The 16,580-nt window shown below is 39.8% G+C and carries 22 protein-coding genes; all 22 read right to left on the reverse strand.

What is annotated here, in order from left to right; translation table 11 throughout:
• Nucleotides 1-12: 12 nt before the first annotated feature.
• Nucleotides 13-711 (reverse strand): distal tail protein Dit, encoded by a 699-nt coding sequence (locus MHB53_RS08235; RefSeq protein WP_340917091.1) that lies wholly within the window; start codon nt 709-711, stop codon nt 13-15.
• On the reverse strand, nt 708-3,533 hold the full coding sequence (locus tag MHB53_RS08240) for a tape measure protein (protein ID WP_340917092.1): 2,826 nt from the start codon (nt 3,531-3,533) through the stop codon (nt 708-710). The genes MHB53_RS08235 and MHB53_RS08240 overlap by 4 nt, the downstream gene beginning before the upstream one ends.
• 4 nt (nt 3,534-3,537) lie before the next feature.
• Complete coding sequence (locus tag MHB53_RS08245; RefSeq protein WP_340917093.1) at nt 3,538-3,915, reverse strand: phenylalanine racemase; 378 nt, start codon at nt 3,913-3,915, stop codon at nt 3,538-3,540.
• Between the two features lie 65 nt (nt 3,916-3,980).
• Nucleotides 3,981-4,289, reverse strand: coding sequence for a segregation and condensation protein B (locus MHB53_RS08250; RefSeq protein ID WP_340917096.1), 309 nt, complete (start codon nt 4,287-4,289; stop codon nt 3,981-3,983).
• 38 nt (nt 4,290-4,327) lie between these two features.
• Nucleotides 4,328-4,834 (reverse strand): phage major tail protein, TP901-1 family, encoded by a 507-nt coding sequence (locus MHB53_RS08255; RefSeq protein WP_340917098.1) that lies wholly within the window; start codon nt 4,832-4,834, stop codon nt 4,328-4,330.
• Between the two features lie 11 nt (nt 4,835-4,845).
• The gene (locus MHB53_RS08260) at nt 4,846-5,259 is read right to left on the reverse strand and encodes a DUF5072 family protein (protein WP_340917101.1); all 414 of its coding nucleotides are present in this window, start codon (nt 5,257-5,259) and stop codon (nt 4,846-4,848) included.
• A 4-nt stretch (nt 5,260-5,263) separates the two neighbouring features.
• Nucleotides 5,264-5,623, reverse strand: a complete 360-nt coding sequence (locus MHB53_RS08265) for a hypothetical protein (protein WP_340917104.1) — start codon at nt 5,621-5,623, stop codon at nt 5,264-5,266.
• A complete protein-coding gene (locus MHB53_RS08270) occupies nt 5,620-5,928 on the reverse strand; it encodes a hypothetical protein (RefSeq protein WP_340917105.1) in 309 nt (102 codons plus the stop codon). Before MHB53_RS08270 ends, MHB53_RS08265 begins: the two co-directional genes overlap by 4 nt.
• Nucleotides 5,925-6,257, reverse strand: a complete 333-nt coding sequence (locus MHB53_RS08275) for a phage head-tail connector protein (RefSeq protein ID WP_340917107.1) — start codon at nt 6,255-6,257, stop codon at nt 5,925-5,927. Before MHB53_RS08275 ends, MHB53_RS08270 begins: the two co-directional genes overlap by 4 nt.
• A 21-nt stretch (nt 6,258-6,278) precedes the next feature.
• Nucleotides 6,279-6,623 carry a hypothetical protein gene (locus MHB53_RS08280; protein ID WP_340917109.1) on the reverse strand — a complete coding sequence of 115 codons (345 nt, stop codon included), beginning with the start codon at nt 6,621-6,623 and terminating at the stop codon, nt 6,279-6,281.
• A gap of 18 nt (nt 6,624-6,641) precedes the next feature.
• On the reverse strand, nt 6,642-7,559 hold the full coding sequence (locus tag MHB53_RS08285) for a hypothetical protein (protein WP_340917112.1): 918 nt from the start codon (nt 7,557-7,559) through the stop codon (nt 6,642-6,644).
• Nucleotides 7,560-7,587: 28 nt separating this feature from the next.
• Complete coding sequence (locus MHB53_RS08290) at nt 7,588-8,241, reverse strand: DUF4355 domain-containing protein (protein WP_340917114.1); 654 nt, start codon at nt 8,239-8,241, stop codon at nt 7,588-7,590.
• 125 nt (nt 8,242-8,366) lie between these two features.
• The gene (locus MHB53_RS08295; protein ID WP_340917116.1) at nt 8,367-8,741 is read right to left on the reverse strand and encodes a hypothetical protein; all 375 of its coding nucleotides are present in this window, start codon (nt 8,739-8,741) and stop codon (nt 8,367-8,369) included.
• 9 nt (nt 8,742-8,750) lie between these two features.
• Nucleotides 8,751-8,906, reverse strand: a complete 156-nt coding sequence (locus MHB53_RS08300) for a hypothetical protein (RefSeq protein ID WP_340917118.1) — start codon at nt 8,904-8,906, stop codon at nt 8,751-8,753.
• A gap of 14 nt (nt 8,907-8,920) precedes the next feature.
• On the reverse strand, nt 8,921-9,832 hold the full coding sequence (locus MHB53_RS08305) for a minor capsid protein (protein ID WP_340917120.1): 912 nt from the start codon (nt 9,830-9,832) through the stop codon (nt 8,921-8,923).
• Nucleotides 9,816-11,165, reverse strand: coding sequence for a phage portal protein (locus MHB53_RS08310; RefSeq protein ID WP_340917122.1), 1,350 nt, complete (start codon nt 11,163-11,165; stop codon nt 9,816-9,818). Before MHB53_RS08310 ends, MHB53_RS08305 begins: the two co-directional genes overlap by 17 nt.
• On the reverse strand, nt 11,166-12,452 hold the full coding sequence (gene terL, locus MHB53_RS08315) for a phage terminase large subunit (protein WP_340917124.1): 1,287 nt from the start codon (nt 12,450-12,452) through the stop codon (nt 11,166-11,168).
• A 336-nt stretch (nt 12,453-12,788) separates the two neighbouring features.
• Complete coding sequence (locus MHB53_RS08320; RefSeq protein WP_340917126.1) at nt 12,789-13,307, reverse strand: helix-turn-helix domain-containing protein; 519 nt, start codon at nt 13,305-13,307, stop codon at nt 12,789-12,791.
• Between the two features lie 69 nt (nt 13,308-13,376).
• Nucleotides 13,377-14,045 carry a DUF5067 domain-containing protein gene (locus MHB53_RS08325; RefSeq protein WP_340917128.1) on the reverse strand — a complete coding sequence of 223 codons (669 nt, stop codon included), beginning with the start codon at nt 14,043-14,045 and terminating at the stop codon, nt 13,377-13,379.
• Between the two features lie 159 nt (nt 14,046-14,204).
• Nucleotides 14,205-14,738 carry a hypothetical protein gene (locus MHB53_RS08330; RefSeq protein ID WP_340917130.1) on the reverse strand — a complete coding sequence of 178 codons (534 nt, stop codon included), beginning with the start codon at nt 14,736-14,738 and terminating at the stop codon, nt 14,205-14,207.
• Nucleotides 14,732-16,096: a DEAD/DEAH box helicase gene (locus MHB53_RS08335; RefSeq protein ID WP_340917132.1), complete on the reverse strand. Its 1,365-nt coding sequence runs from the start codon at nt 16,094-16,096 to the stop codon at nt 14,732-14,734. The genes MHB53_RS08330 and MHB53_RS08335 overlap by 7 nt, the downstream gene beginning before the upstream one ends.
• Nucleotides 16,044-16,358 carry a VRR-NUC domain-containing protein gene (locus MHB53_RS08340; protein WP_340917134.1) on the reverse strand — a complete coding sequence of 105 codons (315 nt, stop codon included), beginning with the start codon at nt 16,356-16,358 and terminating at the stop codon, nt 16,044-16,046. Before MHB53_RS08340 ends, MHB53_RS08335 begins: the two co-directional genes overlap by 53 nt.
• Between the last annotated feature and the right edge of the window lie 222 nt (nt 16,359-16,580).

A 16,580-nucleotide genomic window follows, 5' to 3' on the forward strand; every position in this document is an offset into this window, starting at 1 on the left:
CCTTACCGCCTCCTAATAAAATCTCTCACTATATTTCATTTCAGTTGCATGACTAGCTTTCAACTGCACACTACCTACTGGCAACTCAAACCACACCGTTTCTAACTGCACCGATACCGCCAAATCCTTGCCGTTTAAAAAAACATCGCGGGTTCGATAGTCTATCTTCAAAACATCACCTGCAATAAAATCATATTTTAGGATGATCTTTCCTACATTGCTTTCAAGCGTGTAACTTGATTGTGGTACGGTAAATCTTGTGTAGCTTGTCCATGATGTGGATTCTTGGCCACCGATGATAAAGGTTTGATCGGTTGTGATTATATTTAAAGTTTTGTATGTGCCAAACCGAAAAGGATCTTGGCAAATGAAGGTAATGATACCTTTCATCACTCGATCGCTATAATCTTGCCACTCTATGCCTGATAAGCGCGCCAGATAATAATAGTCGGGGAAAAAATTAAACACTAACTTTTTATCCCCTTCTTGAAATAACCACTCATTTAGTTCGACTTTCATCACGTCTAATGTTTTTAAGCCAGGATACACATTGACCGGAACGGGGATGTAGAGTTCTTTGAATTTCGTTTTGGCTATCCTCGAACCGTATTTCTGCCTTGGCCTTACTATATGCTCGATTTCAGAACGTGCCGGTAAAGTAAAATCATTAGAAACCGACACGTTTTCTTTTTCAACACCGTTAAATATCATGTCAACACACCTCGAGGTAATCGCTCTCGTCGTTTAGCGCTTCGTTTTTGTAACTTCGTGATATCGTCAACAGACGCCCTTGCGATTTCACGACCATCCAAAATGACCGGTATTTCAGCCGGGATTGGTTGGTGAGAATCCTTATTATCGAACGATCGTACCATATCAGCTTTACGCGCATTCGCTTGCCCTGCTTCTCTTGCATATTTCATGCTCACATCATGAGGAATAACCTGTGATCCAGACGGCAACATAACCATCTCACCGCGTCCGCCCTCATTCATTCTCGCAAATCCGCCCATCCAATCATCGGTTCCACGCTGTAACTGTGGAATTCTAGAAATATTAACACCTGGTATTTTATTGATTAATCCGATTGCTGTATTAATACCGCCGATAACGCCATTAACGAATCCTTTTACCCGATTTACAAGTGTTTGCATGTTGTCACCTATTCCAGAAAAAACACTAGAAACAAACGTTTTTAAACCTGTCCACGATGTGGTGATAGCCGTAAACACTGCTTGGATTTTAGATGATACTCTGGACATAACACTTGATACCGAAGACCAGATACTATTAAAAACTCCGGAAACTGTGCCACTCAATTTAGCTATAGTGTTCGCGCTAGCTTGAATCGAACTAGCTATAAACTGCGCGATACTCCGAAAAACTCCGGAAATAATAGTGAAAACGGTAGTAAAGACTCCCGACACAAATGTAGCAATCGGTCTAATAACGTTAAAGATCGAAGCTATAATACCTGCTATGAAAGTGACGATCGGTGCAATGATAGAAATGATAGATGTTATTACTCCCGCTACAATCGCAATGATCGGCATGATTGCAGCTATGATATTTGCCATCACGTTTATGACCGTTGTTAGCACCGCCATGACTACAGGCATAATTGCTTGGAAGATCGCTATGACCGCCCCGATGATCACTATTAAAGCCGGCGCGACAGCTTGGACGATGTTTAAAATTACATCAACTAGCATCATAAGCACCGGAACAAGCGCATCAATGACAACTGATACCAAAGGTAGCAATTGCGAGACAAGTCCCATGACCGTTGATACAAGAGACATAACAACTGGAACTATCTGCATAAACAAGCTAATTAACACCGGTAACACAGCCAAGACAATTTCCATTAGCGATGTTCCTAGAGTAATAATGATCGGGATAAGTGATGCAACAACATTCATCACCATTGGGATAACAGCAGCAGCTAATTGACCCAATGTTTCACCTAACATAACTAACATCGGCATGGCCATAGAAGCAATCTCGCTGAATCCTGCCGCGATCTGTGGTCCGAATTGAGTTAAAACCAACATAGCCATTTTTAGAATTGGGTTGAATCCTAGAAATAATGTAGAAAGCGTATTAACTTGACCACCCGCACCTTGAAATCCACTTATAATACTAGATACGAATTGACCAACAACATCAACCACTGTCATGAGTACACTTTTTACTGTTTCAAAAACTCCTAGCAATTTGCCGCCGATCCCATCGGCAAAAGAGTTAACTCCTTCAATGCCGCCAGACCACATATTTTTGAGAATGGGTAGTAAGGTAGACGCTACGTCCTGCACAACGCCTTTTACCAACTCGAAGGCACTCATTACCACATTTCTAAATTCTTCACTTTTAACCATCGCAATTCCAAAGGCGACACCTAATGCAGCTATTCCAATCACAATTAAGCCGACAGGACTAATTAACAGTGACACCACACTTGCCAAAGTACCGAATCCAGTCATTAAAGATCCTATGATTTTTAACGCTGGACCAATTCCAATAGCAATAGCTGCACCGATAGCAGCAGTCTTTAAAATCACACCTTGCATCGATGGGGATAGCCCATCAAACCTTGCTTTTAATTCGGCTGCCTTATCTAAAAAGCCGTTGAAAACTTCACCGAATTTTACACCTAAAACAGCCGCCTTCTCTTCCACAACCCCTAAAGAATTATTGAAGTCAGTAAGTAAAGGTTTTACAGTAGAAAAGAATCCCCCGGCTTGACCGCCTGCATCTAGAAAATTTGCTCCTATTCTTGATACGGAAGCCCAAATATTAGATACCGCCGCAGTAAATGAAGATTCTCCCATTGTTTTAGCAGCACCGCCGATATTCTTCTCAATAGCCTTTAGGAACATTTCGGATGAAATCTTTCCATCAGAAGCCATGTCCTTGACATCGGCGGCTGCGACACCGGCTTCTTTAGCTAACCATTGATAGATTGGTATTCCTCTATCTGCTAATTGGTTTAAGTTGTCGGTGTAGGCTACTTGCGACGTTTGAACCTTATTGATGGCTGATCCCATCTCAGACATAGATACGCCTGCAATAGCTGCTGTATCTGCTGTAAGTGATAGATACCTAGTCAACTCTTTACCTGGCTTAATTCCTGCGGCTACGGCTCCTGCTGCTGTTGTTGCTGCTGCATCCATTCCGTACGATGTGCCTTTTACAGCTTCAAGCGCTGAGGTCATGATTTTCTCTACGCCTTTTGCGTCATGACCAAGACCTTTTAGCTTTGCTTTCGCATCATCAATACCAGTTAGCCGATTAAACCCTTTTACGAGTGTTAATCCAGCTAATGCGCCTGTTGCTACAAGCGCAGGCTTAGTTATGCTATTTGTTAACTTATCACCTGCACTGCTAAGCGACTTCCCAATTGATTCGAATTTTTTGCCGGCATTACTAACAGTGCGTTGGACATTCGCTAAAGATTCTTGGGCCTTGTCGAAACCTTTAATAAAACCATGTGCATCAGCCATAAGTTTGGCTGTTAACGTGTAATCTGCCATTCAGTCAGCCCCCTTTCTTGGCTGGACGTTTACGACCGATTCCGGCATATAATTTATCCACCCATGATTTTCCTTCCTTCTTCTCGACGTCGATAATTGTGGACACCGCATCTTTGTTGTATTCCACGTCAGCTTTTTTCTGTTTAGGCTTGAACATTTCGATGAATTTCTTATTCTTTTTACGATTAGCATTTATGAGCGCATTATATTGAGCATCTCGGGCATACGTCGTATCGTTTATGAGTTTTGTCTCGTAAGCCTTATAAATAAAAGCTTTTTCCAACTCAGTCAACTCGCCGTAATCTCGCTTTGAATACCCGAAATTGACAACAAAAAAAGCGAAGTCTCGCGCACTCGCGTAATCCTTCGCTTCTTCATTCAATTCTTTTTCTTTGGTTGTTAATTCTCTTTCTACACCCGGGCTTGTATCAAAATACTCGTATTCAATTAGTTCCCTCGGAACAAAAAACCCATATCATCCTGCAGCTTACTGACGATCACTGCGTTAAGTGTGGCATAACCCTGTTCTTGCATGAGGGAGTTATAAATATCTATCGCTTTTTGACCCTTAACGTTCTGTTCTTGCGTCGTATTATAAAGAGCCACTGAAAATAGCCCCTCCATCAGATGAAAGGAAAGCATCCCTCTATTGCGGCTCAGTTCAGCCATAAGTGAGATACCGTACATATTTTCAAGTGTTTTCACCTTTTGCATATTAAAACGTAATTCTAAAACATCATTTTCTACTTCAAACATTTTTCATTCCTCCTAATTGATTTGAGTATTTTAATGAATTAAGCGCCTGCCGGTGCTGGTTCTCCTGGCATCTGTCCATCTACTTGGTCTGATAAATCTACAAGCGCACCGTTACCTTCAAGACTGATAGAGTATGTCATCGCATCGTCGTAAGGCGCTTCGAGAGGGTAGTCGGACAAGATCGCCAACCCGCCAAACATACTCTTTTTAGTTTTCTGATTGATGACTTTAAGACAAATTAATTCATCATCATTGAATGCCTTAGTAAGTGCCTTGTGAGATCCGTGGTTGGCGATGTATAAACCATCGTTATCAATGGACCACTCTTTCATGCCACCAATTTTCGACTTCCAACCTCCTACCGTATCTTTTGACGTAACCTCAATCGAATCTTTCGTACGGTTGATCGTTAGACCTTGCTGTCCGGCAACCGCTAAAAGGTCAGCACCTGTTGAATCAAAAATCGCTAGAATAATATCCTTACCCGCGACAGCTTGTGCTGCACCTTGCGTAAAATCACAATATAAATTTTCTTCAAATGCCATTTTCTTCACTCCTATATTTTAATTTTAAAACCATAAGATATTTTAAAAACGAAGCCTAGCACTGCATGGCGCTCGTTTGTCTCTTTTTCAATATAATTACTAACAAGCCCTGAACTTCCTTGACCAAACAGCTCAAAGCCTTCTGGCAATGCTAGATATTCAGTTAAAGCTTCTTGAACGGCTTGTATATTTTGGTAATGCGGAATACTCGAATCAGCAGGCGCCGATAAAATATGGACATGAATGGTAAACTCGTCAACATACATTGTCTTAGTGTTTTTCTCTACCATTCCAACAATCTCCAAGAAGGTGAAAGGTGACACCTCGTTTAATTTGACATGATCCACACAACGTAAATCCGTTCCTGTTTCAATCCGATTTTTAATGGCCACATGCATATCAAGTATTGATAGTTTTTTTAGCACTCTATCACCCTCTCATCTTGTCCGTTAGATCTTGCCGGAATATTGGTTTTTGAATATTAACGTTTGACCGCAAATAATATTGACCAGGGACATAACCGCCATTTGTTGTACGATGCCCAAACTCAACGTGTGGGGCGTAATCTTTCGTATAGCCGAATGAAGATCCATCTGGACTAACGGAAGCGCCCATGCGTAATTCTGAACTGTCTACCGGGGTACCTCCACTTGAAGGACTTGAAGACCTAACAGCCCGGTTACGTAATTCGAGCACATTCTTTCTTTCCACTTTTCGAAAGTCTGTTTCACTCTTTTTTCGCAAAGCTTCAGCTAGCTGTTCAGTGCCCCAAAATTCATATCGAATCACTGGAAATAATCCTTTACCTGGCATATTCGCCATCTGATAAAATCGCTTTTAATATCAACGACAGAATAATTACGACCATCAATCTTAACAATCTCAGCTTGTCGGATTATATTTATTGGGGCATCCGTCATTAACTTACGCTGAGTACGAGTGATTTCTCGATCAAGCAGCGCTATTTCTTCTACAGTCCATTGAGTGATCTTCCCTTGATAAACGCCAATAAGGACAGGTTGAGTTATGGGATTACCCAATTCATCCTGTCCTATTTCTTGATTATTGTATAATTCAACTTTTTCAAATCTCATATGAATCGGATCTTTTCGCGAGATTCATCTTTTTCGTTTTCTAGCATCCTACGATATTCATCAAGTTCTGGATCGTATTGTTTTAATAGATCATTAACAAACTTCATCGAGAATACGTCTACGTTCTCATTCTCAACGCCTTCATGCTTCATCTGATGTTTGTTATACATTGCCGTTACAATCTCCACACAGATCGATTCTAGCTCAGCAGGAAACAATGTTTGCTTTAACCCTACTCGTAACAAGATTCGATCTTTAGCTGTCTTGATTAATTCGTTAGCAACGGCAATATCTATATCAGGTATACGAACTTTTAATCTTTCAATCATGGTATATCACCACGCTTTTTATTATTTCAAAGCTTCTTCTGCTTCATTAGCTTTTTCTTTACCCTTTACTTTTTCACCATTGGACAATTCATAATAACCGCCTCCGGTATGTTTCGGGAAAGATTTTTCTTGATCTTTAGGTTCATCCGGCTCTGGATCTTCTGGACTAAACGGTTTAGGTGCTTCTTTCACCAGAACCTCAACTATGAGCTTTTCATTTCTTGCATTATCACCAGAAGATAGAGCATCAGCCCTATCCTCATTTAACTCAGCACCCTCACGGGGATAAAATTTCCCCGCCCCGTAAATGTGCCGATTATCTTCTAAATCTGCAAATGCTTTTAAAACTACAAATTTTCTAGTCAATTAAATTCACCCTTTCTATTAAACGCCTTCCGGTGCAGGTGCCGTAATCGTTCCAACTACAACGCCATCCAAACGTTCAGCAAATAGCACGATACCGTAAGCTGTGATTGTTTCAGCTTGTAGGCGTTGCTTGTTAATGTCGTGTGTAACACCGATCAAGCCTGTTTCATCAGTAGTAAAATCGAATGCTTGACCAATCGCACCGCCACTCATTAATGCATGAGCTGCAACAAGGTTTTGGTCTGCTGTTGAATAAACTGTTCCTTTCGGGATATCGCCATGTAAAAATACTACTCGGTTATTTAAGAAATCTTCGATATACGTCATTCCAAAAGCGCTTTGCGTTGTAATGTTCGCGCTACCTAAGTAATCAGCCACATCAAACGGGTTCATGAAAGAGATGATTTGCACATCGTCTTCACCGAATTTAGTTGTAACTGCTGCCCAGTTCTGTGCCATTGTTTGTTGCAGCCCTTCACCGGTAGCTGTTCCTGTGCCCGTAGCTAATTGCGCTAAAAGTTTAGAACGAATACCTTTTTGAATTTCACCGATCAACTTGGAATCTGTCAAAGATACGGCACGATCGAATCCATATTTCTGAATATCTTCCATCGTTACGGCTTTACGTTTTTTATCCCATGTCAATTCTTGGGTCGGACCATCTTCTAATTTTACTTTTGACAAAGGAATAACATCACCAGGTGCGACTGCTGTTCCGTCCAAAGTGACACTTGAAGTGTACGTTTTAAGAACTGTACCACTAGCCATTGGAAGGACGCGCTCTACACCTAGCAACTCGTATAAAGATTTGAAGCGTTGACCAAAACGTTCGGCAAAGTCGATAGATAGAGCCGTTCCAAGCTCTGTTGTTAAATTTGCTTCTGCTGCAAAGAATTGAATATCAAGATTTAATGGAAATTGTTTTTTTACTGTCATGTTGAAATGACCTCCTGTTTTCTAAGTTTTATTTAAATAGGTGAGGATTATCTTGAATTGCTTTAATGCGTTCAGCACTATCCTTAATTGCAAGAATGGTTTGCTTGGTAGTAGATCCTGCTGCTCCTGTTTGTTTCTTGGGTGAATTACCTTTCAGCTTTTCTTTCACACCTTCATCAACCTTTGCAGCTACCAAGGCACTAAAAGCTTGTACAGCTTGTTTAGTCGTTTCAGCATTTTCACGGACCACGAATTCAAGCAGATCATCATCTGCAACAATTCCGGACCCTGCTAGCATCTTAGTGGCTTCTTTGCCAAGAGAAAATTTATTTTGTGCAGCCTTCAACTCTTCATTTTCACGTTGAAGCTTTTTAAAATCATAATCTTTCTTTTCTTCAGCGTTCATTTTCGCTAGTTTCTTAGCTTCGTCAATTGCATCCTGCTTATCCTTTTCCGCGCGAGCAACACGGTTCCTTACGATTTCATCCAGTTCTTCCTGAGTAAAGGTCTTGGTGTCTTTAGCATCCGATTTCTTATCGTCTGTCTTTTCGTCGTCTGTCTTTTTGTCGTCTAGTTTTTGGTCGTCTGTTTTCTTATCATCTGCTGTTGTATCTGCTCCACCCATACCGCCTGTATCAGCAGAAAAGAATTGCAAGTTTAACATCATTTTTAAAAAGTCCATTTGAATTTCTCCTTTTTATACTCTTGTTTGAGTTTAGTTTGAATCCTTGCAAAGTTTTTAGCGTCATTCGCATGTTCTGGACATAAAAAATAGCACTTTATCGTTAGTGCAATACGAGATATGGATCACTTCCTTTCTGCTTGTATTAAGCCAAAAGCGATACTTTCTATAGCTTGCTCTTCAAAAGTGTTATATACAGCCTTATTCTCACTAAAATGCTCACTGATTGGCGCAAGGTGCAAATGGAGTAATTCATGCACTAGATCATTTTCCATATCCCTATCACCCATGCAATCGTCTGGGTAGTCAATTGGATCAAGAATGTAAATGGTCGCCATTTTCTTACTTAAATTCCAATTCACTTGCGCTACATATTCTGCATTCATTTCTCTAGCCCTGGCTATTCTTGCTGTGAGAATCCAATCTTGCAATCTTAACTTTTCTTGCCAATAAACTAGCTTCTCTTGCAACTGCTCTTGTGTTAAAAGTATTTCAGCCATTTAATCACCTCATATCCAAATTAAAGTAATGAGAAAGCTTATTATCGATGCAATCGCTATTGATGTGAATTGTATCTTTATTCCTTTGTCTATATTAGCTGCAAATAGTGCTACTACCGTCAAAAATAAAACAAGCAACATCATTATTTGAAATGCTATAACCAAATAAATCACTCCTCCTATTCTAGTAAACCATCTAAGACACCTATAAAAGTGGATCTGCACCAGGTATGCATCGGCGGGAAATTAAGCCCGACTTCTGCTTCATCAAACCTAAAGCGTTCACCATCTAAATTCCGGCAGATCCGGCTAGTTTTGCTGTCCATAACAGCACTGAACTCGTATTCGGTAACTCCTGCTTCGGTATAGGCTTTAATGTGTGATTGATTGAATACAAAAGCCGATTCTGTAGCAACTAACCTTTTGGCTTCATGAGTACCTACGTCAAAGCGCCTTGCCATGATTCGAGCTACATTATCGTAACTGTCACCTCGAGCAATCGCATCCCTGAAATCTGTTTGCATATACCGGTACATCTTCTCTTTGTTGTTCCAGATACGATCGGAGAAGTTTTCACCGTTTACCCAATTTGTATAGATCGTGTTCATCATCATTTCATTATTGACAGCAACGAATGTCTGGCCTAAACCAAGTTCGCCCATTAAGGCGGCGTATTGATCTCCGTACGTTTTCAGCAGGTGCTTTTCTAAAGTGTCTTGTTCAAACGCTCCAAGCTCAAGCAATTTCATGTTCATTGAATAATGCAGCCCCTGCATTCTATTAAGCTTGTAGATGCTTTCTCGTACAGGCATTAAATGGGCGTATTTTGGGTACTTCCTCGCAAAATCTTCTATCGACTGAAAAAGCAACTTCCTGTCGTTATCATCAAGAGATAGCATTAAATTTCTAAACTCGATCACATTGTCCTTTCCATATCGATGGAAATAAACTGCGATATCCTTTTCTAGATCTTTAGAGAGTTGCTTATATTTCATTTCAAGCTTTCTTACTGCTTTGTCGTCAAGCTTGTCCTGGTTATCCCACCATTGCTTTTGGCGACCTTCCCAGTAGGTTTTATTCTTCTTGGCCATCAGTTACCACTTCATTTCTGAAAGGTGTATTCACATCTCGATTGAATGAATTAAGAGCCTGTTCATCTCTCTCGCGTTCTAACTCGTCCAATTCGTCCTGAACGTTATCAACGACAGAAAGCATACCCAATTGAGTTCGTTTAGGAATAACGCCCGTTAACTTAGATGCAGCATCTGCTTCTTCAAGAATGTTATTAGGAATATTACGAGTGAATATATAATCAATATCAAGATAACTTTCCTTGTCCGCACCAAAATTAGTGGGTATGGTGAACATCATTTTAAATCGCTGCATCATTCCTGCATTGAATTTACGCTCTTTCATCAGTGCCACGTTCTCCATTGGCTGCAATTTATATTTAAGTGAGATCCCGGAGGAAGCGCCGAAGTTCTCGTCTGATATATTCGCTACCATTGCAATTTGAAAGATTAAATCTTGTAATCTATTAATCAGATTTTCTTGTGTAGAATCTGCATTAGGCTTGTCCAGGAACTCGACCACAATGTTATTTGTATCACCATTTTTCATGTTCATGATGCGATTGTCTCGGACTTTTTTGATTGTGTCCTCATCAAGCTCAACACCTAATATTAATAAATAAGCATCGGCAAAATAATCAACATCATTCGCCTTTTCAGATAGCGCCTTGTTGAAGGCGTTTATCAAAGAAATGACACTCTCAAAAGCTGACTGCCTTTCCTCGTTCTCAATGTATTCAATCAACGGGACATCTCCAAAATAATGTTCTTTGGCTTTACTCTCTATAACGAGTTCGCCTTTATCATTTTCATTGAAGTTCTGTTCATATGTTTTGGAGTAGATCGTTCCTGATAGCTTACCTTCTTTGTCATAGATCAATCTGACACCGAATAAAGGTCGTTGTCCAATCGTATTATCGTAGATAACAAAAGCTTCTTGCGGTCTAATGTACGTTACTCTGGTGTCGGCTTCTTCGTCCTGATAAACAAATTCATAAGCATGGCCATATATGCTGCACATTTTGGATAGCTCGGCATTATTATCGTTTTGGCTGTTTCGCTTGGCAATCAGTTTCATTTTGTCAGCAACTGTCTTTTCTGGATGGACCGTTTTAATTGGGTTACCAACAAAATAACCGTTTAGCGTATCAACTATGTATTTTGCAAAGTTGACGACTAAACGGTTATCGGGTTTGCCCATTTCCTTTTGATCCATACCTAAGATCTCATGATTACCTCGATACATATTATCTAGCAAATCGTATCGGGGTATTCTTGTTTTATGTTCCTCGATAAATTCTTTTAGTTTCTCAGCTGTTAAATCCTCTTCCGGATCCATCGTAAAAATCGCCATCTACAACCCTCCTTTGAAAAGATTTACTTTCGTTTGATTCTGCATCGTTTCCGCGATACCTGTTAAAGCGTCTGGCGCATCATCGTGAGCGTTCTTACCTTCTTTTTGATACGTAGTTAAAGCAGTGTGAAGCTCTGGCCACTTATGCCGCCAATTAGACGGGAAATAGACATGATCCATAACCCAAGTTGCGTTTGATAGAATCCTAGCCACTTTGTTTTTTGATTGGTGGAATAGATCAAACGTTGTTTTGTTGCTACCGTATTTTTCTTTTAAGATTCGTTCAACGCTGCGCCCAAACCCTCGACCACCGTTATTAGATTCAATCCTTGCCATATTAGCTCCGTTTTCATAAAGCTTTTTAGCGAGTAAAGGCTCCGTGATCTCCATACCATCTTTCGTATAGATGATGTCAACGATATAAGCTTCTTTATCTTTCGTTTCGTCATAAATATAAGTGGACAAGTAATCCGATCCTGTATCAGCCGTATCTGTATAAGAAGATCTCCTAACAACATTCTCTGGTAAATCATCATAGGTTTTAAACTTAGAATATAAACGGCCTTTAATATCCATCGGCTCTTGCTGATAGTTTGCACTAGCAATCTCTGGACTCATAGCACTTGATTTTTGCTTATATTCCCTTGCGCTAAGAATATCGTCGCATAGCATTGACTCATTATCTTGGACGGCTTTCATGTTAATATGCCTAACTTTATAATCTAGCTCTGGAAGCTGACTCAACGCCCTACCTGCAAGATCATTAGAATGCCATCTAGTCATGATGATAATGATTTTGCCACCAGACTCTAGCCTGGAAAGCATCGTATTTACAAACCAATTCCAATGCTTTTCAAGGACAGCAGCGTTAAATGCTTCTTCAGCACTTTTGATTAAATCGTCAATCATCAGGAGACTTGCCCCGAACCCTGTAGCCGTTCCGGTCGGTGAAGTTGCTAGATAGTTATTATATTGACCTTCCAAGCTCCATAGATTCATAGCAGCATCGCCTTGCTGAATTTGCGTATTCGGAAAAATATCGCTATAAACAATCTGATCTTCTTGGGCTTTTCCTTCTTGAATAGAGTTTCGGACTTGCTTAGAGAAAACAGTGGACAAGGTTTCGTTATACGAGCCTGTCATGATCTTTTCGTTAGGGTTGATACCAAATATCCATTGCGCTAAATGACCGGCTGTAAAAGACTTCCCGTGCCTTGGAGGTACATTCAAAACAAGTACATCATCATCGCTAAAATAAAAATCCTGCAAGCCTTGGCAAAGTTCCACCAGGAACGTTCTCTCACGTTTATAGAATTTAGGTGACAAAGCATTGCAAAAATAAAAGAACTCACGTCTAGCGAGTTCAATTTTTGCGCCTTGTATTATGTTTCTATTAATTTGCACTTCATCACCCTCTTTCTTTTATGCAAGTTTCTTGGGAAATAAATTATCAATCAATTCGGCAAACCTTTGATTTATCAGCGATGTATAAAACCTTGTATATTCGTTGAAAATAAGCACTTCACAAACGTTGATATATCAAACCTTAAAAATATTGCAACTTCCTTAAATGGTAATTATGTTAACTAGATTTGTATTCATCATGCATTTTTTTGCATAATTTTATTCTTTAATTAACTTTTTCAAATCCTCTGTAGTAAGTTCCTGGAAGGGATTGTTTACGTTCATATTTCCGCTATGCTCTATATCTCGCTTGTCTCTCCACTCAGCCGGCTTCCTGTTTTTCAACCAGAATATTTGAGCCGTAGTATCTGGTGCTACTTCTTTAGTGACTTTTTTTGTTACATCAAGCACGTGAGTCACCCTATTACCTTCGCTATCCTCGAAAGGCTTAACCGCAACCGGCTCATATGTTACTTCATCAAACTTATAACCTAACGCTCTTTTAAGCAGCGCATTTTCTACTTGACGGTCAATAACTTCCTTGCCACGCTTTAAGGTGTCGGAAATCTCGGGGAATTTTTTGATCCAAGTATACAAAGTATCTGGATTTATCCCAATGTTGTGCGATATTTGCTCATTGGTCAAACCATCCCTTGCCCAGCCTTCAAGCTTGATCAAACCTTCTTTTGTTAGCCAATCATGATATTTCCCTTTTCTGCCTCCTTTTTTCTTTGCCATCACATATCACCATCCCCTTATGCTAATCGCTTAATAAATTTAAACGTGAAAAAAGCACCCATGCGGATGCTAGTTAATATCAACAGTTATTTCTTGACTATCTTCGTCAATCAATTTATTTAAAGGCTTGAATTTAATGATTAACGGGCTTTCCTTATCCGCAAGCTCGTATGTCAAGGTTACACTGATCTCACCATTTTCAGCGTTCGGAAAATATACCCTGCTGCTGCTTTTATTTTTTACATCCCACGCACCAGAAGTTTCTTCAAGTACGCTGTCCCCTTGTAAAACACTCAACAACGACATTGACATGAACATTTTCTTCCCGTCACCGGCTTGATTTAACCAATCAAAACGGATTTCTGCAAATTCTTTGTCGTTCTCTTCGTAAACTCGGATCTGTTTCATGTTGACTGTAAATTCGCCAAATGAAAGTTCATCCTCAACTTTGATGATCTCACCGTTCTTCTTTGCTTCTTGTGCAGCTTTTTCTTTTTTAACCTGTTCAGCCTCTTTTTTGGCTATTTCTTCATCAGCCTTCTTCTGTTCTTTTTCCTCTGCTTTTTGTTTTGCTTTTTCTTCCTTTTTCTCAATTCTTTGTTGTTCAGCTATTTCAGCTTTTTCTTTTTCTGCATTTTCCATTGCCGCACCTATGAAATAAAACACGGTCATTACGGCTATCAAAACGATCCACCATCTTTTCTTTTTATATAATGGCTTCTTTACCTTTTCACTCATTTTATATTCCCCCTACACACGTATAAGTAGGTTAATATTACCATAAATCATTAAAAAGCGCCCGATCTAATTTAGATAGGCGCTTTTGATATTTATATCACACTACCATTATAACCCCTTGAAAATGAAGAAACAATGAACACTTACTGCAATGGGCTGTCATTTATGGAATCTCACCCCATCAAGACCAAAAACCAATACTGACAAGTCTTTGCACGCCTTTTCTATGTCTAAAAAAATGGTTCTAACTGCGACAGACTGCAATGCACTAATTTCTTCTGCCGTCTTTTTGTCCTCTGAAATGTACATATGGTGTATTGCTGCATACCTTCTGGCATCCTCCGGCTTACCTGTCATTTCACTCATAATTTTATAGACAGCTAACATTTTGTCAATATAATTAACCATAACTAACGTTTTTTCCTTGCTTCGCTTAATGGATTCTAGTTTAAACTCTTCTGAATCTAGCAGCGTCCATTCTATTTCGTTTTCGATATCTTTCAGTTCTAGTTTAATATTCTTGCAATGTTTAACGAATGATCGGTAATTCCTAAGAAGCAATTTAACGTTTCTTAATCTGCGGTCATGTTTTCTTTTTTCTTGTTGTAATTTTTCTTTTTCTAGAAATTCTAATGCAGTCTGAACTGCTGTTTTCGTAATTGCATCTATATGTTTATCATTCAATGTTAGCATGTTATTTCCTCCATTCTTGCTTTGACAGCATCCATCAATGCATCCTGTCCTTGTTCTTTTCCCTGTAAAACTTTCAACACCTGTTCATCTACGGAATCCTCCACAAGAAGATGGTGGACGATAACACTGTTCTTTTGTCCTTGCCTGTCAAGTCTTGCATTAGCTTGCTGATACAATTCTAGACTCCATGTAAGCCCAAACCATACGATGATGTGCCCACCGTCCTGTAAATTAAGTCCGTGCCCTGCTGAAGCAGGATGTGCAATTAAAAGTGGAATTTCACCTTTATTCCATCGCTCAATAGAATCGTCTTGGTCTAATTCTTCTGCAAATTTAAACTGCTTCCGGATCCGATCTCTATCGTGCTTAAAACTGTAAAACAATAGAATCGGTTGACCTTGGCTTTCCTCGATGATCTCTTCTAGGGCATCTAACTTCCGGTCATGGATATGTACCGTGTTCCCTTCATCGTCGTAAACTTCACCGTTTGAGAGTTGAAGGAGCTTGCCCATTAATCCCGCGGCATTATTCGCTATCACGTCTTGTTCTTCAAATTCAAGCAGCTTATCTTTTTCTAGCTTTTTATAGACCTCACGTTCTTTCGCATTCAGTTGAACGCTGATAACGTTATCGACTCGTTCAGGAAGCTGTAGGTAGTCTTTCGCCTTCATGCTGATGCAGATATCGCTAATCTTGTTGTGTATTTCATTTTCGGCACCGTCTTTAGGCTCCCAAGTATAAACGATAAACTTTGACGGATCCCGACGTCCTGGATTGAAATACATATTTCTGAATCCTGTGATCGTCGTACCTAGTCGCTCGCCACGATCAAGCAAATAAAGCTGTGGCCACAAATCTATCAAGCTATTCGGTGCTGGTGTTCCAGTCAATCCGATGATCCGGTTAATCAATGGACGAACTTTCCGTAGCTGCTTAAATCGTTTGGCTGATGGAGACTTGAAACTGGAAAGCTCGTCGATCACCACCATATCGAATGGCCACTTCTTTCCGTAATGCTGCACTAACCAATCTACGTTTTCGCGATTAATGACATATAAGTCTGCTTTTGCTTCAAGGGCTGCCAATCGAGTTTTAACAGGTCCTAACACTTTCGACACTCTCAGATATTTTGTATGTTCCCATTTTTCCGTTTCTCGGGACCAAGTATCTTCTGCAACTCGTTTTGGTGCAATAACTAAAACTTTATGGACGCTGAAATAGTCATGTAGCAGATCGGTAATAGCCGTTAGTGTTGTAACAGTCTTACCAAGTCCCATGTCTAGGAAGAGTCCAACAGCCGGTTTCTCAATCACTTCGTTGATCGCATAAGCCTGATAACTGTGTGGTACGAATTCCATGACATACCTCCTCAATCCTTGGGATGGAATCTACAACTTCAACCAAGAAACCCAATGCTTCTAAATCCTTTTTACGTTTCAACTGTAAAGGCCTTAATTTCTCTCCTGGCTTTTTCAGTTCTGCAAATATAACTTTTCCTCCTGGTAACAGGACTAACCTATCTGGTACTCCTGCCATCCCCGGGCTTGTAAATTTTAATGCTTGCCCACCAATATTTTTAATAGCTTTCGCGAATTTTCTCTCGAGATAACTTTCCAACATTAAGATCACTTCTCTTCTCTGAAAATAAAGGGTGTCAACAATGTCAACGAATTTTTCCTTATATCCCTACACGTATACGGATATAAGGATATTAAGAATATATATACGTGTATATGGGTGTGTATTTTCTTATTTCTTATATTTACTACTTTAATAGAATATATTGTTGACATTGTTGACAGTAGCCCTTAACCCTTTGCCCCTATTGACTTCAAGCCGTCA

This window comes from Bacillus sp. FSL K6-3431, from assembly GCF_038002605.1.
Classification (GTDB): Bacteria; Bacillota; Bacilli; order Bacillales; family Bacillaceae_C; genus Lederbergia.